The organism is Streptomyces sp. NPDC007991 (genome assembly GCF_042958445.1).
Classification (GTDB): Bacteria; Actinomycetota; Actinomycetes; order Streptomycetales; family Streptomycetaceae; genus Streptomyces.
Window position 1 is genome coordinate 257,165 of the sequence record NZ_JBIBJD010000002.1, and the last position, 23,228, is coordinate 280,392.

24 protein-coding genes and 1 tRNA gene are annotated in these 23,228 nt (G+C 72.6%); 16 read left to right on the forward strand and 9 right to left on the reverse strand.

The features are described from left to right. Positions 1-89 precede the first annotated feature (89 nt). Together proP and ACFZDA_RS05310 are read left to right on the forward strand one after the other, a co-directional pair. Positions 90-1,463, forward strand: a complete 1,374-nt coding sequence (proP, locus tag ACFZDA_RS05305) for a glycine betaine/L-proline transporter ProP (protein ID WP_391075198.1) — start codon at positions 90-92, stop codon at positions 1,461-1,463. 103 nt (positions 1,464-1,566) lie between these two features. Then, a complete protein-coding gene (locus ACFZDA_RS05310; protein ID WP_391075201.1) occupies positions 1,567-2,238 on the forward strand; it encodes a class I SAM-dependent methyltransferase in 672 nt (223 codons plus the stop codon). Positions 2,239-2,247: 9 nt separating this feature from the next. On the opposite strand, the gene ACFZDA_RS05315 is transcribed toward ACFZDA_RS05310, so the two are convergent. Further along, positions 2,248-2,640: a hypothetical protein gene (locus ACFZDA_RS05315; protein WP_391075204.1), complete on the reverse strand. Its 393-nt coding sequence runs from the start codon at positions 2,638-2,640 to the stop codon at positions 2,248-2,250. Between the two features lie 88 nt (positions 2,641-2,728). On the opposite strand from ACFZDA_RS05315, the gene ACFZDA_RS05320 reads away from it, so the two are divergent. Continuing rightward, positions 2,729-3,136: a DnaJ family domain-containing protein gene (locus tag ACFZDA_RS05320; protein ID WP_391075207.1), complete on the forward strand. Its 408-nt coding sequence runs from the start codon at positions 2,729-2,731 to the stop codon at positions 3,134-3,136. 21 nt (positions 3,137-3,157) lie between these two features. On the opposite strand, the gene ACFZDA_RS05325 is transcribed toward ACFZDA_RS05320, so the two are convergent. From ACFZDA_RS05325 to ACFZDA_RS05335, 3 genes are all read right to left on the reverse strand, one after another. Then, complete coding sequence (locus ACFZDA_RS05325; protein ID WP_391075210.1) at positions 3,158-3,664, reverse strand: hypothetical protein; 507 nt, start codon at positions 3,662-3,664, stop codon at positions 3,158-3,160. Between the two features lie 6 nt (positions 3,665-3,670). Next, positions 3,671-4,387 (reverse strand): hypothetical protein, encoded by a 717-nt coding sequence (locus ACFZDA_RS05330; protein ID WP_391075212.1) that lies wholly within the window; start codon positions 4,385-4,387, stop codon positions 3,671-3,673. A gap of 165 nt (positions 4,388-4,552) precedes the next feature. Next, complete coding sequence (locus tag ACFZDA_RS05335) at positions 4,553-6,592, reverse strand: DHA2 family efflux MFS transporter permease subunit (protein WP_391075215.1); 2,040 nt, start codon at positions 6,590-6,592, stop codon at positions 4,553-4,555. Positions 6,593-7,822: 1,230 nt separating this feature from the next. Here ACFZDA_RS05335 and ACFZDA_RS05340 point away from each other — a divergent pair. Beyond that, complete coding sequence (locus ACFZDA_RS05340; RefSeq protein ID WP_391075218.1) at positions 7,823-8,770, forward strand: peptidoglycan-binding protein; 948 nt, start codon at positions 7,823-7,825, stop codon at positions 8,768-8,770. A 27-nt stretch (positions 8,771-8,797) separates the two neighbouring features. Next, positions 8,798-9,328: a chloramphenicol phosphotransferase CPT gene (cpt, locus tag ACFZDA_RS05345; protein WP_391075222.1), complete on the forward strand. Its 531-nt coding sequence runs from the start codon at positions 8,798-8,800 to the stop codon at positions 9,326-9,328. A 31-nt stretch (positions 9,329-9,359) separates the two neighbouring features. Here the strand turns inward: cpt and ACFZDA_RS05350 are convergent, their stop codons facing one another. Further along, positions 9,360-10,019 (reverse strand): HAD-IA family hydrolase, encoded by a 660-nt coding sequence (locus ACFZDA_RS05350; protein WP_391075225.1) that lies wholly within the window; start codon positions 10,017-10,019, stop codon positions 9,360-9,362. A 185-nt stretch (positions 10,020-10,204) separates the two neighbouring features. Next, positions 10,205-10,786: a TMEM165/GDT1 family protein gene (locus tag ACFZDA_RS05355; protein WP_391075228.1), complete on the reverse strand. Its 582-nt coding sequence runs from the start codon at positions 10,784-10,786 to the stop codon at positions 10,205-10,207. Between the two features lie 390 nt (positions 10,787-11,176). On the opposite strand from ACFZDA_RS05355, the gene ACFZDA_RS05360 reads away from it, so the two are divergent. From ACFZDA_RS05360 to ACFZDA_RS05380, 5 genes are all read left to right on the forward strand, one after another. Beyond that, complete coding sequence (locus ACFZDA_RS05360) at positions 11,177-11,821, forward strand: DUF1524 domain-containing protein (protein ID WP_391075231.1); 645 nt, start codon at positions 11,177-11,179, stop codon at positions 11,819-11,821. 99 nt (positions 11,822-11,920) lie between these two features. Continuing rightward, positions 11,921-13,558, forward strand: coding sequence for an alkaline phosphatase D family protein (locus tag ACFZDA_RS05365; RefSeq protein WP_391075234.1), 1,638 nt, complete (start codon positions 11,921-11,923; stop codon positions 13,556-13,558). Between the two features lie 183 nt (positions 13,559-13,741). After that, positions 13,742-15,655, forward strand: coding sequence for an FAD/NAD(P)-binding protein (locus ACFZDA_RS05370; protein WP_391075237.1), 1,914 nt, complete (start codon positions 13,742-13,744; stop codon positions 15,653-15,655). Positions 15,656-15,738: 83 nt separating this feature from the next. Continuing rightward, a complete protein-coding gene (locus ACFZDA_RS05375) occupies positions 15,739-16,191 on the forward strand; it encodes a DoxX family membrane protein (RefSeq protein ID WP_391075239.1) in 453 nt (150 codons plus the stop codon). A 215-nt stretch (positions 16,192-16,406) separates the two neighbouring features. After that, positions 16,407-17,012: a VTT domain-containing protein gene (locus ACFZDA_RS05380; RefSeq protein ID WP_391075242.1), complete on the forward strand. Its 606-nt coding sequence runs from the start codon at positions 16,407-16,409 to the stop codon at positions 17,010-17,012. Positions 17,013-17,025: 13 nt separating this feature from the next. On the opposite strand, the gene ACFZDA_RS05385 is transcribed toward ACFZDA_RS05380, so the two are convergent. Beyond that, positions 17,026-17,256 (reverse strand): DUF2277 family protein, encoded by a 231-nt coding sequence (locus tag ACFZDA_RS05385; RefSeq protein ID WP_391075245.1) that lies wholly within the window; start codon positions 17,254-17,256, stop codon positions 17,026-17,028. Between the two features lie 102 nt (positions 17,257-17,358). Between ACFZDA_RS05385 and ACFZDA_RS05390 the strand changes: the two genes are divergently transcribed. The 3 genes from ACFZDA_RS05390 (at position 17,359) to ACFZDA_RS05400 (ending at position 19,417) form a co-directional block, all read left to right on the forward strand. Next, positions 17,359-18,261, forward strand: coding sequence for a 2-dehydropantoate 2-reductase (locus tag ACFZDA_RS05390; protein ID WP_391075248.1), 903 nt, complete (start codon positions 17,359-17,361; stop codon positions 18,259-18,261). Between the two features lie 66 nt (positions 18,262-18,327). After that, the gene (locus ACFZDA_RS05395; RefSeq protein ID WP_391075250.1) at positions 18,328-18,681 is read left to right on the forward strand and encodes a hypothetical protein; all 354 of its coding nucleotides are present in this window, start codon (positions 18,328-18,330) and stop codon (positions 18,679-18,681) included. Between the two features lie 199 nt (positions 18,682-18,880). Next, on the forward strand, positions 18,881-19,417 hold the full coding sequence (locus ACFZDA_RS05400; protein ID WP_391075253.1) for a hypothetical protein: 537 nt from the start codon (positions 18,881-18,883) through the stop codon (positions 19,415-19,417). Here ACFZDA_RS05400 and ACFZDA_RS05405 read toward each other — a convergent pair. Further along, on the reverse strand, positions 19,411-19,887 hold the full coding sequence (locus tag ACFZDA_RS05405; protein WP_391075256.1) for a rhodanese-like domain-containing protein: 477 nt from the start codon (positions 19,885-19,887) through the stop codon (positions 19,411-19,413). The two genes, ACFZDA_RS05400 and ACFZDA_RS05405, sit on opposite strands and share 7 nt — an antisense overlap. Before the next feature lie 93 nt (positions 19,888-19,980). On the opposite strand from ACFZDA_RS05405, the gene ACFZDA_RS05410 reads away from it, so the two are divergent. Further along, the gene (locus ACFZDA_RS05410; RefSeq protein WP_391075259.1) at positions 19,981-20,463 is read left to right on the forward strand and encodes a winged helix-turn-helix transcriptional regulator; all 483 of its coding nucleotides are present in this window, start codon (positions 19,981-19,983) and stop codon (positions 20,461-20,463) included. A 153-nt stretch (positions 20,464-20,616) separates the two neighbouring features. Here the strand turns inward: ACFZDA_RS05410 and ACFZDA_RS05415 are convergent. After that, positions 20,617-20,688: transfer RNA gene (locus ACFZDA_RS05415), tRNA-Val, on the reverse strand. A 199-nt stretch (positions 20,689-20,887) separates the two neighbouring features. On the opposite strand from ACFZDA_RS05415, the gene ACFZDA_RS05420 reads away from it, so the two are divergent. Then, positions 20,888-21,739 (forward strand): DUF4097 family beta strand repeat-containing protein, encoded by an 852-nt coding sequence (locus ACFZDA_RS05420; RefSeq protein WP_391075262.1) that lies wholly within the window; start codon positions 20,888-20,890, stop codon positions 21,737-21,739. A 74-nt stretch (positions 21,740-21,813) separates the two neighbouring features. Beyond that, positions 21,814-23,214, forward strand: a complete 1,401-nt coding sequence (locus ACFZDA_RS05425) for a hypothetical protein (RefSeq protein WP_391075265.1) — start codon at positions 21,814-21,816, stop codon at positions 23,212-23,214. Positions 23,215-23,228: the final 14 nt, after the last annotated feature.

Genomic DNA, 23,228 nt, shown 5'->3' on the forward strand with positions numbered 1-23,228 from the left:
TCTTCGCCTATGGTCGCTTTTCGGCCCGTACGACAGCGCCGCCGCGCGGACCGCGTCCCTGTCCCCGTCGAAAGGTAGGCGAGCGAGTCTTGTCGACTGTCTCAGTCGTCGCTCCCGCGTCCGGCCTGAAGAGCCGCGCGGCGAAAACCCGCGACACCACCGTCACCGACCCCGCGCTCGTCAAGCGCGCCGTGAAGGCGGCGGCGCTGGGCAACGCGATGGAATGGTTCGACTTCGGTGTCTACAGCTACATCGCGGTCACGCTGGGCAAGGTCTTCTTTCCCTCGGGCAACCCCACCGCACAGCTGCTCTCCACGTTCGGCGCCTTCGCCGCGGCCTTCCTGGTCCGCCCGCTCGGCGGCATGGTCTTCGGCCCGCTCGGCGACCGCGTCGGCCGCCAGAAGGTCCTCGCGCTCACCATGATCATGATGGCCGCGGGCACCTTCGCGATCGGCCTGATCCCGTCGTACGCGACGATCGGTGTCGGCGCGCCGATCCTGCTCCTGGTGGCCCGCCTCGTGCAGGGCTTCTCCACCGGCGGCGAGTACGCGGGTGCCTCCACGTTCATCGCCGAGTACGCCCCCGACAAGCGGCGCGGCTTCCTCGGCAGCTGGCTGGAGTTCGGCACCCTCGCCGGCTACATCGGCGGCGCGGGCCTGGTCACGGTGATGACGGCCCTGCTCTCCGCCGACGACCTGACCTCCTGGGGCTGGCGCGTCCCGTTCCTGATCGCGGGCCCGATGGGCATCATCGGCCTCTACCTGCGGCTGCGTCTTGAGGAGACCCCGGCGTTCGCGGCCGAGGTCGAGAAGGCCGAGACCCACCGCCCCAAGGTGCCGCTGCGCGAGATGATCACCGGCCAGTGGCGCGCGCTGCTGCTCTGCGTCGGCCTGGTGCTGGTCTTCAACGTCACCGACTACATGCTGCTGTCGTACATGCCGAGCTACCTGACCGGTCAGCTCCACTACGACGAGACCCACGGCCTGCTCGTCGTGCTCGGCGTGATGGCCCTGATGATGATCGTCCAGCCGTTCGCCGGCGCGCTGACCGACCGGGTCGGCCGCCGTCCGGTGATCGCCGCCGGCTGCGCGGGCTTCCTGCTGCTGTCCGTCCCGGCCCTGCTGCTGATCCGCGAGGGCAGCCTGCTCGCGGTCGCCCTCGGCATGGGCGCCCTCGGCCTGCTGCTGGTCTGCTTCACGGCGGCCATGCCCTCGGCGCTCCCGGCGCTGTTCCCGACGAAGGTCCGCTACGGCTCGCTGTCCATCGGCTTCAACGTCTCCGTGTCCCTGTTCGGCGGCACGACGCCGCTGGTGGTCACGGCCCTGATCGGCGCCACCGGGAACATGATGATGCCCGCGTACTACATGATGGCCGCGGCCGTCATCGGCGGTTTCGCGGTGTGGCGCATGGCGGAGTCGGCCGGGCGCCCGCTGCCGGGTTCGGCACCGTCCGTGGCCGAATGAGACACGCCGGAGGAAATCCCCCTGACAGTGAACCGGTGCACCACGTATCTTCGTCACGCCAGTAGTTAGGGACACTAACTATGCGTACGAAAGGTAGAGGTGCATGAGCGAGTCGCACGTCTGGGACGAGGTCGACGCCTACTTCACCGACCGCCTCGCCCCGGACGACGAAGCCCTGGCGGCCGCACTGCGCGACAGCGACGCCGCCGGGCTTCCGCACATCAACGTCGCCGGCAACCAGGGCAAGCTCCTCCAGCTCCTGGCCCAGATCCAGGGCGCCCGCCACATCCTGGAGATCGGCACGCTCGGCGGCTACAGCACGATCTGGCTGGGCCGTGCCCTGCCCCCCGACGGGCGGCTGGTCTCCCTGGAGTACGACCCCAAGCACGCCGAGGTCGCCGTCCGCAACATCGCCCGCGCCGGCCTGGACACGCTCGTCGAGGTCCGGGTGGGCCCGGCCCTGGAGTCGCTGCCCCAGCTGGCCGACGAGAACCCGCCCCCCTTCGACCTGGTCTTCATCGACGCCGACAAGGCCAACAACCCGCACTACGTGGAGTGGGCCCTGAAGCTCACCAGCACGGGCAGCCTGATCGTCCTCGACAACGTCGTGCGCGGCGGCCGGGTGACCGACGCGGCGAGCACGGCACCGGACGTCACGGGCACCCGCGCCGCGATCGAACTGATCGGCAGCCACCCGCGGTTGAGCGGCACGGCGATCCAGACGGTCGGCATGAAGGGGTACGACGGGTTCGCGCTGGCACGGGTGCTGGCCTGACCGCCTGCGTCACACCTCGTGGAAGAAGCCGACGTTGACGCTGCGCGGGGCGGTGCGATCCTGGACGACGACCTCGCCGCTGCCGCCCCGGGGCAGCGGGACGGTGCCGCCGTAGGCGAGGGGCTGGGCGTACTCCCCGACCGTGAGCCGGACTTCGGAGGACGGATCGGGCTGGGAGCCGCGCAGCCAGGTCAGCTGCCAGGTCCCGTCGGCCCCGCACAGGAACTCCAGGTGGACACGGGAGACGAACAGCCAGTCGTCCGGCGTGGAGAGGCGGCACACCGACTTGTCGCGGCCCACCCGCAGCACGGCGCCCGGCTCGCTGGGCGCGTCGGCCATGAGCATGCCGGCCGTGGCACCCTCCTCCGCCGCGGACACGGCGGCCATGGTGAGTTCGAGCACGTGCGCTCCTCCTGAGACGTCCTGGTGGGACTGCAAGCCCGCCGCATGATAGAACGCGAGGCCGCACGGTGTCCGGCACAATGAGTTCATGACCGAGCGAAAGCCACCCGGCGTCGACTTCGAGTCCTGGGTCGACAAGCAAATCCGTGACGCGGAGACACGCGGCGAGTTCGAGCGGCTGCCCGGGGCGGGCAAACCGCTGCCGGCCGATGTGGACGCCACCTACGACGAACTGTGGTGGGTCAAGCGGAAGATGGCCCGCGAGGGCCTCTCGGTCCTGCCGCCGACGCTGGCGCTGCGCAAGGAGGCGGAGGACGCGCTGACGGCCGCGTACGCGGCGCCCTCGGAGCAGGCCGTCAGGAAGATCATCGGCGAGATCAACGACAGGATCCGCGAGATGATGTTCAAGCCGCCGCCCGGCCCCCCGCTCGGCAAGAAGCCGTACGACGTCGAGGACGTCGTACGGCAATGGCGGGAGCGCCGGGACGGTCGGTGACCGGGGCCCGGGGCACCCGGCTCACACGTGCAGCAGCCGTTCCGCCAGCTCCCGGTAGTCCTTCAGGGCCAGCCGCAACTGCTCGGTGTCGCCGCTCGACACGGGCCTGCCCTCGCCGCCCTCCACCGACTGCCAGGAGTGGCGCAGGGTGCGGCGGCGCTGTGTCACGGCCTCGGTGAACCGGGCCGCGATCTCCTCCAGGACGTGGTCGGCCTCCTCGACGGCGGCCCGGGGCGCGTCGACGAACTCGGCGACGGCGTGGTGCAACTGCGAGACGAGTTTGTCGGACTCGTCGTGGGGGAGCAGGTGCGTGCCGTGCCCCTTTCCGGTGGCGCTGTCCGTCGTGCCGTGCGGCGCCGTGCCGTGACCGGTGCCCAGGGCGGTCTCACCGCGGGCGTCGGGGGTGCCGGTGGTGCCGGTGGTGCCGGGGCCGGTGGACGAGCCGCGGACATCGGGGGTGCCCGGGGTTCCGGGGGTTCCGGGGGTGCCGGGAGCGGGGTCGCCGGGCGGTCGGGTCATGTCGGACATCGGATCTCAACTCTCCTTCGCCTGACGTCGGTGCAGCGCCCACGGCATGTGTCCGCCGCGGCCCGCCGGAGCGTTGCGGCCGTCGTTCAGCCCGGCCTTGTGGCGTCCGCCTTCATGGCGTCCGCCCAGGTGCGGGCCCGCGGTGTGGCCTCCGCCGTCGTGGCGTGCCGGCCGCACCAGCTCCTCGAACAGGGCGCGGGCCGCCACCATGGCCTCACGCATGTCTTCCGTACCGGTGCCGCCGTCGCGGGCGTCGTCCGCGCGCAGGTGCGCCGCGCGGTGGACGCGCCGGTAGCCGTCCACATGGTGGGCGTGGTGCACGGACAGCGCGGCGAGCTGTTCCTCGTACTGCCCGCCGTCCGGGAAGCCCCGGGCACCGGCGAGCTCCGCGAGCAGCCGGTCCGCCTCGGCGACCGCTTCCCGAGGCGAGTCGACGAACCGCTCCTGAGCGGCCGTCCAGCGCGCCTCGTACTGCTCGCGCCGCGCCGGCTCCAGCGCGCGTTCGCGCAGCTCGCCGTGGCGCTGCACGCGCTCGGCCAGCTCGCGCTCGGCGGCCTTGGCGTCGCCGTCGTGCCGGGCGACGGCCAGGTCGTACTCGGGTCCGAAGCGCCGCTTCAGGCTCGGGCCGCGCCGAGCCCCTCGGGTGCGCAGGGTCATGACGGCCGCGATGATGACGACGACCGCCGCGATCACGATCAGAGCAATGATCAGGCCAGTGGACATGAATGCCTTCCGGGTTCTCGGCCCAACCGGCTGTCCTCGCGAGCCGGTTCGCCGACCGGGTAGCCCGCAAGCGGACCCCCAAACGACGCCCGGGCCGCGGACGCCCCCGGGGTCATGGGGCCGCGGACCCGCTACGGCCCCCGCAGAGCATGCCGCTGCCCTCGTTCAGACCGGCCGCTCGGCATACGGCCGCTCCCGGCGCGAGCCGCACAGTTCGCTGTTCAACTCCCGCACGAGTTGGACGAGATCGGTCGGCCGGTCCGGCCCCCACCAGTCGCCGAGCAGCTCGCCGAGAGACACCTCACGGGCCTCGGCCAGCCGGTCGGCGACCTCGCGTCCCCGGTCGGTCAGGACGATGTCGAGGCCCGTGCGCACGACGAGCCTGCGCTCCTCGACCTGGCGTACGGCCTCCATGATCACGGCCAGCGGCACGGGCATCCGCTCGGCCAGCACGGCCGGCTCCACCGAGCCGTACCGCCTGGTCCGCAGCAGCAGCCAGCTCGCCGCGGGCAGCAGGTCGTAGCCCGCCCGGTCGGTGATCTTCCGGTAGATCTCACGCCGCCCCGCGCGGGTGCCGAGCACCGACAGCGCGCGGCACACCTCGTCGTACGAGGACCGCTCGACGGGGTTGCTGGCCAGGGTCTCCGTGACGTCGGGCGCGGTGACCGAGCCGCGCAGCCGGTCCTCCTTCAGGAACCAGGCCAGCACGAAGCCGAGGAGCGCGACCGGGGCGGCGTACAGGAAGACGTCCGTGATGGACACGGAGTACGCGTGCAGGGCCGGCGGGCGCAGGCCGGGCGGCAGGGCGGCGATGCCGCGCGGGTCGGCCTCCAGCGCGCCGACGGAGACGCCGGGCGGCAGCGGGGTCCCGCGGAAGGCGTCCGTGAGCTGGTCGCCGAGCCGGCCCGCGAAGACCGTGCCGAAGACGGCGACGCCGAACGAGGCGCCGATGGAGCGGAAGAAGGTGGCGCCGGAGGTGGCGACGCCCAGGTCCTCGTACGGGACGGCGTTCTGCACGATGAGCACGAGGACCTGCATCACCAGGCCGAGGCCCAGGCCGAAGACGAAGAAGAAACCGCTCAGCTCGGCGGTGGAGCTGTGCTCGTCGAGCTGGTGGAGCAGGAGCAGCCCGAGTGTGGTGACGCCCGTGCCGGCGATCGGGAACACCTTCCAGCGGCCGGTCCGGCTGACGATCTGCCCGGAGGCCGTGGAGGCCAGCAGCAGCCCCAGCACCATCGGCAGCATGTGCACACCGGACATGGTCGGGCTGATGCCGTGCACGACCTGGAGGAACGTCGGAAGGTAGGTCAGCGCGCCGAACATGGCGAAGCCGACGACGAAGCTGATCACGGCGGCGAGCGTGAAGGTGCGGACGCGGAAGAGCTTCAGCGGCAGGACGGGTTCGGCGGCCCGCCGCTCGACGGCCACGAAGAAGGCGGCGAGGACGACGCCCAGCACCGCGAGCGCGACGATCTGCGCGGATCCCCATCCCCAGGTCGTGCCCCCGAGGGAGGCGACGAGCACCAGGCAGGTGGCGACGGCCGCGATGAGGAACGTGCCGAGGTAGTCGATGACGTGCCGCGTGGCCCGGCGCGGAATGTGCAGCACGGCCGCGATCACCGCGAGGGCGACGGCCCCGACGGGCAGATTGACGTAGAACACCCAACGCCAGCTGGCGTGCTCGGTGAACAGCCCGCCGAGCAGCGGCCCGAGCACGCTGGTGGCGCCGAACACGGCCCCGAACAGCCCCTGGTAGCGCCCGCGTTCACGAGGCGGCACGAGGTCGCCGACGAGGGCCATCGACAACACCAGCAGCCCGCCGCCGCCGAGACCCTGCACGGCCCGGAAGGCGATGAGCTGGCCCATGTCCTGCGCCGTGCCGCACAGTGCGGAGCCGACGAGGAAGATGACGATGGCTGTCTGGAACAGCCGCTTGCGGCCGTACTGGTCGCCGAGTTTGCCCCACAGCGGGGTCGCGGCGGTCGCGGCCAGCAGGTAGGCGGTGACCACCCAGGACAGGTGGTCCAGGCCGCCGAGGTCGCTGACGATGGTGGGCAGCGCGGTCGACACGATGGTCTGGTCGAGGGCGGCGAGCAGCATGCCGAACAGCAGGGCGCCGATGGAGACCAGGACGTTCCCGGGCACCTGTTCCCGGACGGCGGCACCCTGGTCCGGCGCCGTCGTGGCGTGCGCATGCCCGGCCATGAGACCTCCTCAGGCTCCTGTGACATTTTCCATCCTGACCGGTGTGACCTGTTATGGCCCGACGAGTCCTTTTGGAAGCTTTCATTCCGGGAGCCGGCCCTCCGCACTGTGGAGAAGATCTGGATAACCTCTGGAGTTCGCGAGGGGAGGGAGGAACGCGTGGAACAGCCGAACGACCACCCGTGCCCGGAGTGCGGCACGCCCAGACAGCCGGACAACACCCCGTCCTGCACCTGCGCGCACCGCGCCGCAGAGGCCCTCCGCACCACCCGCACGACTCAGGCGGCGGCAGCGGAGGACTTCGACCCGCTCCGCATCCGCCCGTACGTGGAACTCACGCCCGAGCCGGTGACGGACCCCTCCGGGGACGAGCACACCCCTCGCGGCCCTTCGGCGGATGCCGCGCCCTTACGCGCCGACGCTGCCGCGCGGGCGGCGGAAGCCGCCCGGCGCAACCGCACGGACGGCCCGCCCACGCCCGCCGAGCCTCAGGGACAGCCGCCCCACGCCGCCCCGCAACGGCCCCGGCCCAGCCACTCCGGCGAACCCGCACAGCCGTCCCCGGGTGACGCCCCTGCCCGGTCTGCCGCCGCCCGCGCGGACGTTCCGACCGCGCTCTGGCACGCGAAGGCCCCGGGCCCTGAGCGTCCCACGCGGGCACCCGAAGGCACCCGGCGAGCGCACACGGACGGCCGCCCTTCGCCCACGGACCCCGCCCGGGCGACCGACGGCACCCCAGGTCAGCCCCTCGGGCGGGCATCCGACGGCACCCCGCAGCGTCCCTCGACCCACCCGGCGGAGCCCCGGCACGCCGACGTGCCGTCCTCGGCGAACCACTCCGACTCACCCCGGCATGGCCACACCTCGCCTGCCGACGCTCCCGGCCGTGCCGCCGAAGGCTCCCCGCAGCCAAGGCACGCGGACGGGCGGCCCTCCCCGGCAGAGGCCCACGCCTTGGCGGGGGCGACCGAAGGCACCCCACGCTTGGCGCACGCAGACAGCCCGCTCTCGCCCACGGACCCCGCACGGGCTGTCGAAAGCGGTTCCCGGCGAGCGCACGCGGACGGCCCGCTCTCGCGCCGGGAGGCCGCGAGGGCGACCGACGGCACCCCACGGCAGCCCTTCGGGCGGGCTTCTGACGGCACCCCGCAGCGTCTCCAGACCCACCCGGCGGAGCCCCGGCACGCCGACGCCCCCGCGCAGGCAGCCGAAGGCGCCCCACGACGGCCCGTGACGCCCCCCGGGCAAACCCCGGCCGCCGAAGGCGCCACCCCACCGCCGCCCTCCCCCGCCGAGGCGACCATGCCCCTGCGGCCGGTCGACCCGGACGCGACCACCGTGCTGCCGGTTTCCCCGGCCTCGCCGGACACCTCCGGGCCGTCGGCCTCCCCGGTCATGCCGGGGAGCACCGGGCTGCCCGCCTCGGCCGCCACCACCCCGCTCCCGACCCCCCTGGCCCCCTCCCCTGCCGAGCCCAGCGTCACCGACCTGCGGCTTTTCGGCGGAGACGGGCGAGGGCCGGGCAGGGTGGAATCGGATGAGGGCGGGTCGAGGACCCGGCGTCGGCGGCGGGGGGCGCTGCTCGGTGTGGCCGCCGGGGCCTGTGTCGCCGTCGTGGCGGCGGCCGGGTATGCCAGCGGGCTGTTCACCTACGAGGCGCCGTCCCGGGACACCGCGCTGCCGGACGACCTCCGGGCGAGCGTGCCGGACGCCCCGTCGAGCAGTCCGGCGTCCACGCCCCCGGCGCGCAGCGCACCGGTCACGCCGTCGGCCCCCGCCGTGCCGCCGCCGTCGCCGCCGGCCACCGGGAGCCCGTCGGCCTCCCCGTCGCCGTCCGCTTCGAGCGCCTCGCCCAGCCCGTCGCAGTCGGTCACCCCGTCGGCGCCCCAGACGTCCGCCACGCCCACCGGCCCCGGGAAGGCACCCCCCGGCAACTCCCGCCAGAACGGCGGCCCGACCGTCCTGCGCCTCGGCGACCGCGGCCCGGAGGTCACCGAACTCCAGCTCCGGCTGCGCCAGTTGTACCTCTACGGTGAGGACGCCGACGGCGACTACGACAGCCGGCTGGAGGAGGCCGTCCGCAACTACCAGTGGTCACGCGGCGTCCAGACCGACGACCTCGGCGTCTACGACCGGGAGACGCGGGCGAAGCTGGAGTCGGAAACCAAGCAGCCGTGACCGCCCCGGCCGCCCTACTGTGACGCCGTGACTACACAGGTGATCGTGCTCAACGGCGGTTCGAGCTCGGGCAAGTCCGGGATCGTCCGGTGTCTGCAAGAGGTGCTGCCGGACCCTTGGGCGGCCTTCGGCGTCGACTCGTTCGTCGAGGCGCTGCCCGCGAGGATGCGGGGCTCGGAGGAAGGGATCGCTTTCGCGGCGGACGGCGGGGTGAGCGTGGGCGCGCAGTTCCGCGCCCTGGACGCGGCCTGGACCGAGGGCATCGCCGCGATGGCCCGCGCCGGAGCCAGGATCATCGTCGACGACGTCTTCCTCGGCGGACCGCACTCGCAGGAGCGCTGGCGGAAGGCCCTGGCCGGACTCGACGTGCTGTGGGTCGGCGTCAGGTGCGACAGCGCGGTCGCCGAGGGGCGTGAGATCGCCCGAGGCGACCGGGTCCGGGGCATGGCCGCGTCACAGGCACGCCTCGTCCACGAGGGCGTGCGCTACGACGTGGAGGTGGACACCACCCACACCGAGTCCCTGGTGTGTGCGCGCACCATCGCCGCCCACGTCTGACCGACAGCACGGCGACGCCCCCGAGCCTGCCTCACCCGATGTGCAGCCGGATCGTCCCGTCCCCCACGGCCTCCGCCCGCACCCGCGTCAGGTCGTCCACCACCACGTCCGGCTCGTGGAACGCGGCCCGGGACCCGACCCCGACCACCGTCATCCCGGCGGCCCGCCCGGCCGCGATCCCGGCCCCGGAGTCCTCGAACACCACACAGTCCTCAGGCGCCACACCCAGCTCGGCGGCGCCCTTCAGAAAGCCCTCCGGGTCGGGCTTGCTCGCCCCGACGGACTCCGCGGTCACCCGCACCTCGGGCAGCTCCAGCCCGGCCGCGGCCATCCGCGCCGTCGACAGCGGGACATCGGCGGAGGTCACCAGCGCGTGCGGCAGGCCCCGCAGTGAGGCGAGGAACTCCGGCGCCCCGGGGACCGGGACGACACCCTCGGTGTCGGCCGTCTCCTCGGCGAGCATCCGGGCGTTGTCCGCGTGGTTGTGCTCCATCGGCCGACCGGGCAGCAGCAGCGCCATCGACGCGTATCCCTGCCGTCCGTGGACGACCTTCATGACCTCGTCCGGGTCGAGCCCGTGCCGCTCGGACCAGCGCCGCCAGACGCGTTCGACCGAGGCGTCGGAGTTGACGAGGGTGCCGTCCATGTCCAGCAGGAGGGCGCGGGCGGTGAGCACGGCGGTGGCCGTCATCGGCAGCTCCAAGGCTCAGGGCGCGAACGAGGGCGAGGCTCAGCCCCCGGGCGGAACAAGGCGGCCCCGCCCGCCGGTCAGGGAAAACGGGCGGGAGCCACTTTGTTCCTCCACGGTACAAAACAATTCCCGGATCGGCCAGGGCCTGCCGCGGACGTTCACCCACCGTTCAGCTCGCCCCCGGCTCACCCGGCCACGGCCTCCCACAGGCTCCACACCCCGAGCCCCAGCATCACCAGCGCCGCCACCTGCGTGATCAGCCGCAGCGGCACCTTCTTCATCAGCGCCTTTCCGCCGACGATGCCGATCCCGGCCACCGCCCACAGCGCGAGCACCGCACCCAGGCCGACGGAGAGCGGGTCGTCGTAGCGGGCGGCCAGGTTCGCCGTCATGATCTGCGTGAGATCACCGAACTCGGCGACCAGGATGAGCATGAAGCCCGCGCCCGAGACCTTCCAGAAGGACTGGTTCTCCGGCTTGCGCACCTCTTCCTCTTCCTCGCCCTTCTTCAGCAGCAGCACCGCGGCCCCGCCCAGGAAGAGCACACCCGTCAGCGCCTGCACGAGCTGCTGCGGCAGCAGCGTCAGCACACTGCCCGCCGCGACGGCGAGCGCGACATGCAGCGCGAACGCGGCGGCGACACCGGCGAAGACGTAGGAGGCGCGGTAGCGGGTGCCGAGGACGAGGCCGGCCAGGGCGGTCTTGTCCGGCAGTTCGGCGAGAAAGACGACACCGAAGACGACGGCCGTCACGGTCAGGCTGATCAAGGGTTCCTCAATCGGTCGGGGCTGCCCCGCCGAGAGTGCTGGATCCTCACACACGACACCTCGGCACGGCAGCACATTCGGCGCCCGTGCCGTGGGGCACGGGCGTGCACTGCTTGCCGAAGGTCTCGCTGGCCGGTCCGTCGAAAGGACCTGCCTCCGGGCGCCGGCTCAGACGAGCTGAGCAGTATGTCGACGGTCCGGCGAAGAGCTACTCCCCTTCTGCGCCGTCCATGGTACGCGACACGCCTGGAACGAAAAGTTCCGCCCTGAACCTTGTCATGTCATGCACGCGTCACTAACTTCTCACCGGGCGCACACCTCCCCGCAACACGGCGCGACGAGCATTCCCTCGCTCGCAGCCCAACGCCCCCACCCCACAAGGGAGTTCGCATGCCGAAGTTCTACGCGCGTCGACGCCTCAGCATACTCGCGGGCCTCACCGGTCTCATAGCCTCGGCCGGGCTGCTCAACGGCCCGGCCGCCTCCGCCGCCCTGCCCACCCCCGTCAGCGGGGCCACCGCCCGCTCCTACCTCGCCTCGCTCACCGTGGCCACCGAGGACCGCACCGGCTACGACCGCGACCTCTTCCCGCACTGGATCACCCAGTCCGGCGCCTGCAACACCCGCGAGGTCGTCCTCAAGCGCGACGGCTCCAACGTCCAGCAGGACTCCTCCTGCGCCGCCACCAGCGGCAGCTGGTACTCCCCCTACGACGGAGCGACCTGGTCCGCCGCCTCGGACGTCGACATCGACCACCTGGTCCCGCTGGCCGAGGCCTGGGACTCCGGGGCCGACTCCTGGACGACCTCCCGCCGCCAGTCCTTCGCCAACGACCTGACCCGCCCCCAGCTCATCGCCGTCACCGACAACGTCAACCAGGCCAAGGGCGACCAGGACCCGGCCACCTGGATGCCCTCCCGGACGGCCTACCGCTGCACCTACGTCCGCGCCTGGGTCCAGGTGAAGTACTACTACGGCCTCTCGGTCGACTCGGCCGAGAAGTCCGCCCTCCAGAACTACCTCGCCAACTGCTGACACGTCGCGCACCGCTGACACGCGCGATTTTCACGCCGGGACCTCCCCGCCGACCTCCGTCGCTGCGTACCGTACGGGGCGACGGAGAGGGGATCGGCGATGGCCGGACTGCGGCTCGGACCGCTGCTGAGGTACACGGACGGCGCGTCCGCGACCGTATGGGTCGAGACGAGCCGTCCGTGCACGGCCGCGGTGCGCTGCGCCGACGGCGCCGGCGGCACGGCCCCGACCTTCCAGGTCGCGGGCCACCACTACGCGCTGATCACGGTGACCGGCCTCACGGCCGGTACGGCCACGGCGTACGAGGTCTTCCTCGACGGCACCCGCGTGTGGCCGCTGCCCGAATCGCCCTTCCCGCCCTCGTCGATCCTCGCGCCGGGCGGCGAGGGCGGCCTCCGGGTCGCCTTCGGCTCCTGCCGCTGGGCCGCCCCGCCGGCCGGCGGGCACGACCCGGTGGGCCCGGACGCCCTGAACGCGCTGGCCACCCGCCTCGTGGCCGACCCGGAGGGCGAGCGGCCCGACGTCCTGCTGCTGCTCGGCGACCAGGTGTACGCCGACGAGACCTCCGAGACGACGCAGCGCTGGCTGGCGGCCCGCCGTGACCTGGACGACCCGCCAGGCAACGGGGTCGCGGACTACGAGGAATACACGCACCTGTACTACGAGTCGTGGCTCGACCCCCGCATCCGCTGGCTGCTGTCCACCGTGCCCAGTTTCATGATCTTCGACGACCACGACGTCATCGACGACTGGAACACCTCCGCCGCCTGGCTCGCCGACATGCGGGCCACCGACTGGTGGCGGGAGCGGCTGCTGAGCGGCCTGATGTCGTACTGGGTCCACCAGCACCTGGGGAACCTCTCCCCGGCGGAGCTGGCGGCCGACCCGGTGTACGAGGGCGTCCGCGAGGTCCCCGACGGCACCGACGTGCTGCGCGCCTTCGCCGCCCGGGCCGACGCCGACCCGGCCACGGCCCGCTGGAGCTACCGGCGCGACTTCGGGCGCGTGCGCCTGCTCATGATCGACAGCCGGGCGGCCCGGGTCCTCACCGAGGGCAGCCGCGCCATGCTCGACCCGGACGAGGAGGCCTGGCTGCGCGCGCAGGTGCGCGACACACCCGGGTCGTACGACCATCTCCTCCTCGGCACCTCGCTGCCCTGGCTGCTGCCGCATCTGGTGCACGACGCCGAGGGCTGGAACGCTGCGCTGTGCCAGGGCGAACGGGGCGAGCGCTGGGCGCGGTTCGGGGAGAAGGTGCGGCGCGCCGCGGACCTGGAGCACTGGGCGGCGTTCCCCGAGTCGTTCGCCGGGCTGGCGGAGCTGATCGCCGAGGCCGGCTCGGGGCGGGGCGCCCCGGCGACGGTGTGCGTGCTGTCCGGGGACGTGCACCACGCCTACGTCGCCGAGCCCTCCTGGCCCGGGCGGGGCCCGGACGCCAAGGTGGTGCAGCTCGTCTGCTCGCCCGTCCACAACTCCGTCCCCGCGTCGATCCGGACGGGTTTCCGCATCGGCTGGAGCGCGGTGGCGCGCGGGCTCGGCCGCGCTCTCGCCCGGCACGGACGCCTCCCCCGGCCGCCGGTGAGCTGGCGCAAGACGGGCGGCCCCTGGTTCGGCAACCAGCTCATGACGCTGACCCTGCGCGGCCGTTCGGCCCGGCTGCGGCTGGAGCAGGCGCGGACGCGCAAGGGTGAGGACCCTCGCCTGACGACACTCCTGGACTCCGAGCTTGCCCCATAACGGGCCTGTTCCCGCCCGTTTGCCGCCCTGTGACCCGTGATGCTCGTGACACGTCCCACAGCGCGGTCAATCCTTCGCCGCGCTTCTCCGTTCCCGCTCCCGGCGACGGCATGATGAGGCGGACCGTCCGCTTCCCCACCGACGGACCGCCGACCGCGCCCCACACGCCCGGGAGTCCCACCCTTGCCTGCGCCGACCGCAGAATCCGCCCCGCTCTCCGTCGCGCTGGTCGGTGCCGGCCCGCGCGGCACCAGCGTCCTGGAACGCCTCAGCGCCTCCGCCCCGGAGCTCCTCCCGCCCGGGGCCCGGCTGACGGTCCACGTGATCGACCCGGACCCGCCCGGACCCGGCCGGGTCTGGCGCACCGACCAGTCGCCCGAGCTGCTGATGAACACCGTGGCCTGCCAGGTGACCCTGTTCACCGACGACAGCGTGGACTGCTCGGGCCCGATCCGCCCGGGCCCGAGCCTGCACGAGTGGGCACGCGGCACCCTCGGCCCGGACGAGTACCCGACCAGGGCGGAGTACGGCCGTTACCTGGAGTGGGTGTTCGCGCAGGTCGTCCGGGACGCGCCGGCGGGCGTCCGGGTCGAGACCCACCGGGCCCGCGCGACACGGCTCGACGACACCCCCGGCGGGCACCAGACCCTCACCCTCGACGACGGCCGCACCCTGACCGGCCTGTCCGCCGTGGTCCTGGCCCAGGGGCACCTGGCGACGACCGCGGACCCGGCCCAGCGGCGCCTGGCGGCCCACGCCGCACACCACGGCCTGCGCCACGTCCCGCCCGCCAACCCCGCCGACGTCGACCTGTCCTCCCTGCCGCCCGGCGAGCCCGTCCTGCTGCGCGGCCTCGGCCTCAACTTCTTCGACCACACGGCCCTGCTGACGACCGGCCGCGGCGGCCGTTTCGTACGGGACGCCCGGGGCAGCCTGCGCTATCTCCCCTCGGGCCGCGAACCGCGGCTGTACGCCGGTTCCCGGCGCGGCATCCCGTACCAGGCGCGCGGCGACAACGCGAAGGGGGCGTACGGCCGGCACGTCCCGCTGGTCCTCACACCGGACGTGATCGCGGGCTTCCGCAAGCGCGCCGACTCCGGGGAGGCGCCCGACTTCCTGGCGGAGATATGGCCGTTGGTCGCCAAGGAGGTGGAGACGGTGTACTGCACGGCGCTGCTCCGGCGGGCGGGAGCCTCCGCGCGCCGGTGCCAGGAGTTCACCGGTCACTTCCTGTCCGTGCCGCACGGAGATCCCCAGGAGGCCGTACTGCTGGGCGAGTTCGGTGTGGCGGACGCCGACCGCTGGAGCTGGGAGCGGATCGCCCGGCCGTACGCGGGACGGGACTTCGCGCATCCCGGCGAGTGGCGTGACTGGCTGCTGTCGTATCTGCGCGAGGACGCCGCGCAGGCGGCCCTGGGCAATGTGCGCGGCCCGCTGAAGGCGGCTCTCGACGTGCTGCGCGACCTGCGCAACGAACTCCGGCTGATCGTGGACCACGGCGGTCTCGCCGGCGCCTCCCGCCGGGACCACCTGGACCGCTGGTACACCCCGCTCAACGCCTTCCTGTCCATCGGCCCGCCCCGGCGGCGCATCGAGGAACTGGCGGCCCTGGTGGAGGCGGGGGTGGTGCGGGTGCTCGGGCCGCGCCTGAGGGTGACGGAGGCGGACGGGGCCTGGGTGGCGCACTCACCCGATGTGCCGGGCTCGGCCGTGCGTGCGAGAACCCTCATAGAGGCCCGCCTGCCGGAACCCGACCTGCGGAAATCAGCCGACGGACTCCTTGCGGAGCTGCTGCGGACCGGGCGGTGCCGTCCGCACACCGTCGACGGTTATGAGACAGGTGGGTTGGACGTGACACCGCGGCCCTACTACCTGATAGACCGTCAAGGAATCGCGCATACCAGCCGGTTCGCCTTCGGAGTGCCGACGGAGGGCGTGCACTGGGTGACGGCGGCGGGGGCGCGTCCGGGCGTGGATTCGGTCACACTTTCGGACGCGGACGCGGTAGCGAGAGCCGCCCTACGTGCGGTTGTGAGGCACAGCGAGCCTCAGCCGCAGATGAACCAGTGGCCAAATGTTGAACTTGAAAGCATCTAGGAGGCACACCTACCGTGGGTTACTCATCGGTTCCGTCCCCGGACCGGCCCTCCCCAGGCCGGCCAACCGAAGGAGTCCCCCACATGACCGCACGCCTCAACGGCGCGCAGCCGTACGCTCTCGGACTGTTCCGGATCGTCATCGGCCTGCTCTTCGCCTGCCATGGCGCCGTCGCGCTCTTCGGCGTCCTCGGAGGCGTGGACGGCAAGGGCGCCACCGCGGCGACCGGCGCCTGGCCGAACTGGTACGCGGCCGTCATCGAACTCGTCGGCGGCATCCTCATCCTGTTAGGTCTGGGCACCCGCGTCGCGGCCTTCATCGCCTCCGGCTCGATGGCGTACGCGTACTTCAAGGTCCACCAGCCGCAGGCCCTGTGGCCGATCGACAACAGCGGCGAGGGTGCGGCCATGTACTGCTGGTCCATGTTCCTGCTGATCTTCACGGGCTCCGGCGCGTTCGGCGTGGACCGGCTGCTGGCCAGGCGCACCTCGGCGCAGGACCGGCAGGCCGCGGACCGGACGCCGGTTGCGGCCTGAGCCGCGGCCCGGACCGCATCGAGCGCAGCGGCGCCTCCCCTCGCGTGAGGGGAGGCGCCGTTCTGCTTGCCGCATGCGGGGCCCTCCGTGCCGAACCCCCGTGAACGGCCCGTCGCCCCCAGGCGTACGCTGTATGGCTGTCATCGGCCACTCCCGCCGCTCCGCCGCGCCACCGGGGCACGGTCTGGCCCACGGGGGACCAACGGGGAGTTGCGGTGCTGGAGCATGTCGGGTCGCTGTTCGGCAGCCCATGGATCTACGCGGTGGTGACCCTGTCCGTCCTGCTCGACGTGTTCCTGCCGGTGCTGCCCAGCGGCGTCCTGGTGATCACGGCCGCGACGGCGGCGGCCGCGGGTTCGGCGGCCGACGTGCCCGACATCGTGGTGCTGACCCTCTGCGCGGCCACCGCCTCCGTCCTGGGCGACCTGGCCGCCTACCGCCTCGCCTGGCGCGGCGGCGACCGGCTGGACCGGGCGATATCGCGCTCCCGGCGCCTGAGCACCGCGCAGGAACGTCTCGGCACGGCCCTCGCACGGGGTGGCGGGGCCCTCGTCGTCCTCGCCCGCTTCGCGCCCGCCGGCCGCTCGGTCGTCTCCCTCGGCGCGGGCGCCGCCCACCATCGCGCCCGCGACTTCCTCCCCTGGTCGGCCCTGGCGGGTCTCACCTGGGCCGTGTACAGCGTCGCCCTCGGCTACTTCGGCGCCCACTGGCTGGGCGCGAGCTGGCTGGGCACGGCGGTGTCGGTGGCGGCGTTGTTCGGGGCGGGGGCGGGAGCGGCGTACCTGATGCGCAGGGAGCCGGGGGCGTCGGGGGTGTCGTAGGGCCCGGCAGGCCCTAGCTTGCCCGCTGGGCTCCGGCGCCGCGGATCTCCAGCCCGTCCAGCAACTCGGCCGTGGCCTGCGCAACAGCCTCCACGGCGCGGTCGAACACCTCCTGGTTGTGAGCGGCGGGGGCGCGGAAACCCGACACCTTCCGCACGTACTGCAAGGCGGCGGCCCGAATGTCCGCTTCCGTGGCCTCTTCGGGCAGGACGGGCGGACGCAAGGTCTTGATACTCCGGCACATGCCCCCAGTCTCGCCCTTCCGGCCCCCGTACGACAGGGACGCCTGCCATGATCTCCGCGAGGCGGCCACCACCGTGGGGCCGACCGACGAGAGGAACCCGACATGGGGAACGACATCACCGTGGCCGTCCTGGGCCCCGGCGGCGTGGGCGGGCTGCTCGCCGCCCTGCTCGCCCGCGCCGGCCACCGGGTGATCTGCCTGTCCGGCGAGGAAACGGCCCGTGCCCTGCGCACGGACGGCATCCGGGTCCGCAGCGCCCACTTCGGCGACTTCACGACCCGGGTCGAGGCGGACACGCACCTGCGCGAGCCCGTCGACGCGTGCCTGGTGGCGGTCAAGCACACCACTCTCGACGCCGCCTCGGCACGCGTCCCGGCCCCCGCGCTGGCCGACGGACTCCTGGTGCCGTTCCTGAACGGCGTCGAACACCCGGCGGCCCTGCGCGCCCGCTACCGCCCCGACCGCGTCGCCCCCGCCGTCATCCGCGTCGAGTCGACCCGTGTCGCCCCGGGCGTCATCGAACACGGCAGCCCCTTCGCGGAGGTCGACCTGACCGGCGCGGCGGTGCCCCGGGACCGCCTCGACACCCTCGCCGAGATCCTCACCGCCGCCGGCCCGGCCTCCCGGGTCCAGGACGACGAGACGGCGGCCCTGTGGGCGAAGATGTCGTTCCTGGCCCCCATGGCCCTGCTGACCACCCGCTACGGCGTCCCTCTCGGAGACGTCCGCACCCGTCACCGCGACGAACTGACCGCACTGGTCGAGGAGACCGCCGCGATCAGCCGCGCGTGCGGCGGCCCGGCGGACCCGGCGCGGGCCCTCGCCCGCTACGACGCCTTCCCGCCGTCGACGAAGTCCTCGATGCAGCGCGACGCCGAGGCGGGCCGGCCGCTCGAACTGGACGCCATCGGCGGCGCGTTGCTCCGCGCGGCCGAGCGGCACGGCGTACCGGCCCCGGTGACGGCACGGGTCGTGGGCGAGCTGACCGCCGGGGCACATCCGTAGCGGCACGCCGCACGGACCACGGGAAGAAACTCGCCTGACTAATTCGAACAGGCGTATCATTGTGTCGTGGCAACGACCTATGACTTTCCGAGTGACCTCCTCGCCGGTCAGGAGGAACTCCATCAGGTCCGGGCCGAACTGTCGGCCCTGCTGAAGCGGCTCCCCTGGTCGGTCGAACCACTGGACGGCTTCAGCGACGACAACGGCTGGCGCAAGGTGGAGCGCCCCGCCTCCCCCGGCTGGACCGCCGACGAACAGGCCGAGGTGGAGAAGCTCCGGCGACGCGAACACGAACTCGCGGTGTTCATCAGCACGCACCGCTACTGGTCCGAGCTCTCCGGCCCCGAGCGGGTGACGGCCCGCTCGGAGCTGAAGCACGCGCACGAGGCTCCGCCGGAGGAGACGGACGGGGCCTCGTAGCGGCGGAACGTACGCAACGTCAGCCGCTCTTACCGAGGAGCTTGGTCATCTCGCGGGGGGCCGCACGGACATGCGGCCCCCCATCGGGCGTGCGGCCGCCCGCGACCCGATCGGGTGAACTCGTTCGCCCTTCTACAACTGCACTCCGCCTCCACAGGTCATGCACCCGCACGACACGAATGATCTCGAGGTGGAACTCATGAGCCAGCAGCACCCGCAGCACCCGCGGCAGCCGGGGTACGGCGCCCCGGCGCCCCAGCCGCCGAAGAAGCGCAGTGCCGGAAAGATCACGGGCCTCGGCTGCGCGGGCATCATCGCTCTCTTCGTCATCGCCGGCGTCGCCACGGGCGGCAAAAGCGCCGACAGCGACGACACCTCAAGCAAGGACAAGGCCGTCGCCGCCGACAGCAAGCCCAAGGACGACAGGGCCGAGAAGGCCGAGCGGGCCGACGAGAAACCCGAGGCCGAGCAGTTCCGGACCTGCGTCGCGAAGAACGGCACGGACACCGAGAAGGCGGCAGTCAAGCACGTCACCAAGGTGACCGGCGCGGACAAGCGCAACGACATCCTCGACGCCGCGGAAGTCTTCACCGACTTCACCGGCGGCCTGATGGGCCCGCACCAAGGCGAGGGCAAGCTCATCGCTTCCGCGTTCACATCGTGCTACGAGTCCAAGAACGGCCTCGTGACCGTGTACGACAAGGACGGCGAGCTACTCGCCAACGCGAACTACTGACAAGCGCAGAGGGCGGACCCGACCGGTGCCGTCAACGGGTCGACCGCCCGCCGCTCAACGCCGTCCGCCCCCTCGACGGGTAGCCCTTCGCGGATCCAGTACTCGATCCCGCCGATCATCTCCTTGACGCGATAGCCGAGCTGGGCAAGGGCGAGCGCAGCACGGGTCGCGCCGTCACATCCAGGCCCCCAGCAGTACGTGATGATCGGAACCGCCGAATCCAACAGGCTCGCGGCGCGCTCCGGGATGTCGGCGCTGGGCAGGTGCACCGCACCCGGCACATGCGCCTGCGCCCACGCGGCATCTCCCCGCGAGTCGACGAGCACGAAGCCCGGGTCGCCGGACTGCAGCGAGGCATGGACATCGGACACATCTGCCTGGAAGGCGAGGCGTGCGGTGAAGAAGGCGGTCGCCTCGTCGGGTGTCGCCGGCGGCACCCGAAGGGCGGCGCTGATCTGGGTCTTGGTCATGCCCTGGACGCTATGCCTCCGCCCCTTCCCTCAGAACCCACGATCCACGGCTTTGCTCGCCCTTCGCCGTGGACTCCGTGGTAATTATCGGCTATGGCCGTTGATCCTCTTGACGCTACCGATTTCCGAATCCTGGAAGCCCTGCAACGCAACGGGCGTGCCAGTTATGCCGAGTTGGCCCGTAGCGTCTCCATGTCGCCGAGCGCCGTCACTGAACGAGTCCGACGGCTGGAGGAGTGCGGGGTCGTCTCCGGCTACTCCGCCGTCGTGAGCCCCGAGGCCCTGGGGCTCGACATCCTTGCTTTCGTCCGCCTGCGCTACCCCACTGGCAACTACAAGCCGTTCCACGACCTGCTCGACACCACACCCGAGATCGTGGAGGCCCACCATGTAACGGGCGAGGACTGCTTCGTCCTCAAGGTTGTCGCTCGCTCGATGCGCGACCTGGAACGCACCACGGGCCGCATCGCCGCTCTGGGCTCCGTCGCCACGAGCGTCGTCTACTCCAGCCCGCTTCCAAGCCGCTCAATAACGACTGTCGTGTCCCAGGAACCGTCCGGCGGGTCCGGCGGCTGACCCATCAGACAGGCCCTCCGTCCCGCCCCGCGCCATTCGATCAGGGAGGATCGGACCACGTCCCTGTGGACCTCTCGGTTCGTCGGATGTCGATCACGGGAGAGGCCCCTCAGGGAGTTTCCCGAGGGACCTCTGGCCTGCTGCTCCGTACCGTGGGCGCGGACGGTTTCGAACCGCCGACATCCTGCTTGTAAGGCAGGCGCTCTACCCCTGAGCTACGCACCCGACTCCCGGGCCACGCGCCCAGGACGAGTCGACAGCCTACATTGCCCGGGGCGCGGTCCCGCAAACCCGATTCGCGGGGCGGCCCGGGGGTTAACCCCACCGTCGTTCCGGGAGCGGTCCGGATCCCCCGGCGGGGCCTGAATCCATACGGTCGTAGAGCGCTCGAAAGCGCTCGTCGTCCGTCCAGGGGGAGATCGTCATGGCCCGCACCACCCGCACCGCCGGCACCACCCGCACAGTCCCGGCCCGCGCGGTCGCCGTCGCCGGTGCCGTCGTAGTGCTCATCGCCGGTCTCAGCGCCTGCGGCGCGTCCGCGGGGGACGACACCGACCCCGACCGCCGGTCCTTCGACCTGCGGAGCCGCACGCTCACCGTCGACTCCGACGACTCGGCCCTCGAGATCGTCGCCGCCGACAAGAACCCGTCCGGCAGGATCGAGGTCACCCGGTGGTTCCAGGGCTCGGTCGTCGTCGGCAAGGAGCCCCGGGCCACCTGGTCCCTGCGGGACGACCGGCTGGTGCTGCGGCTGAAGTGCTCGGGATTCGTCGTCGACTGCTCGGCCAAGCACCGCATAGAGGTACCGCGGGGCGTCACCGTGAAGGTCCGGGACGACGACGGCAGCGTGCGCGCCCACGGCTTCCGGGACCCCCTGGACATCCGCACCGGCGACGGCTCGGTCCGCGTCACCGACACCACCGGCCCCTTGAACATCCGTACCGGCGACGGCTCCGTCCGCGTCACCGGCACCACCGGCCCCCTTCGGATGCGCACCGGCGACGGATCCATCCGGGCGGACGTCTCCTCCCGTGACGTCCGCACCCACACCGGCGACGGCTCGGTCCGCCTGGAACTCGGCGCCGTACCGGACCGCGTCGAGTCCCGCAGCGGCGACGGTTCCGTGACCATCGCGCTGCCCGAGGCCGCCTACCGCGTGACCACCGAAACCGGTGACGGCGGCGTGGATGTGTCCGTCCCCCGCGACGAGAGCAGCTCCCATGTGGTGTCCGCCCACACCGGCGACGGCAAAGTGACGGTCCGAACGGCGAACTAACCGGCCCGTGTGTTCGTCCTTAACCGGTGGGAGAATGACAACCGGGCAGGGTGACCACAGCACGGGAGAGGGATGTGACGGCGACTCCAGCGCAGCCGTACTCGCCGTCGCTGCCGCGCGCACACCGCCCGCGCCGCCGCCTCCCCCGCGCCCCGGGCCCGGTCCGGGACGCGCTCACCCTGATGGGGCTGCCCCTGCTGGCCGCACTGGCGCTGCCCGCCGCCTTCGCGGGCGGGGGCACCCGGCGCTGGTTCGGCGGCCGTGCCGAGAGCCAGCGGGCCGAGGCACAGGCCGCGAAGGACGCCGCCGCGGCCGCCTTCTACGAGCTCGACACCGCCCAGCGCGACCTGCGCATCTCGATCGAGACGATCACCGCCGTCGACAACTCCCACGCCGCCCGGCGTGCCGTCGCCGACTTCGACGCGCTCGGCCGGCGCATCGACGAGGCCAGCCGCCAGTACATCAACGCCGTCGACGCCCACGACCTCGACCGCGACGACCTGGAGGCCTCGGCCGCCTCCCGCGCCCGCACCGAGCTGACCGCCGCCAAGGAGGAGCTCGGCCGGGTCAAGCAGGAGCTGGACCGGTTCACCGAGGGCCTCGGGCCGCTGCTCGGCAAGGCCGAGACCCAGCTGGCCCGCCTCGCCCCGGCGGTCGAACGCGCTCGTCAGGCCCTGCTCGCCGCCTCCAACGCCCTCGACTCCGTACGGGCGACAGGGCTGCAGGCCGACGATCTCGCCGCCCGTCTCGCCGCCCTCTCCCCCGAGCTCACCAAGCTGAACCAGGGCGCCGGGCAGCACGGCGTACCGCAGACCCTGGAGCGGGCCGAGCAGGTCACCCGCGGGGCCGAAGCGGTCCGTGTGGAGGCCGAGCGGCTTCCGGAGCGCGCCGCCGAGATCGATCACCGGCTGGTCTCCCTGCGCACCCGCGCCCAGGCCCTCACCACCCGCTCCGAGCAGGTCGAGCCGATCCTGAGCGAACTGCGCCGCCGTTTCAGCGTGGCCTGCTGGCAGGACCTGCAAGGCGTCCCCGGCGTCGCCGCCGAGAACGTACGCCAGGCCGAGAGGAAACTGGCCGAGGCCCAGTCCGCCCGCGACGAACAGCGCTGGCCCGATGCCACGGCCCTGCTGTCGACCGTACGAGCCCTGCTGAACACCACCGACGAGGCCGTCTCGGCCGCCGGCGACCGCCTGCACCGCCTGAACGCCGTGCAGAAGGACCCCCAGCAGGAGATCGAGCGCACCCGCTTCGCCATCCGCGACGCCCAGCGCCTGGCCATGGCCGGCCGCAACACCCCCGACCCGCGCCACGCCCGGCCGCTGGACGACGCGGTGTCCCGCCTGGAACGGGCCATCGCCACCCTCGACGGCCGCCACCCCGACTACTGGCACTTCCTCACGGAAACGGAAGCGGTCCGCCGGGCCGTGGCCCACGTGGTCTCCGAGATCCGCGAGGAGCGCGGGGCCGGACACTGAGCCCGGCCCCCGTC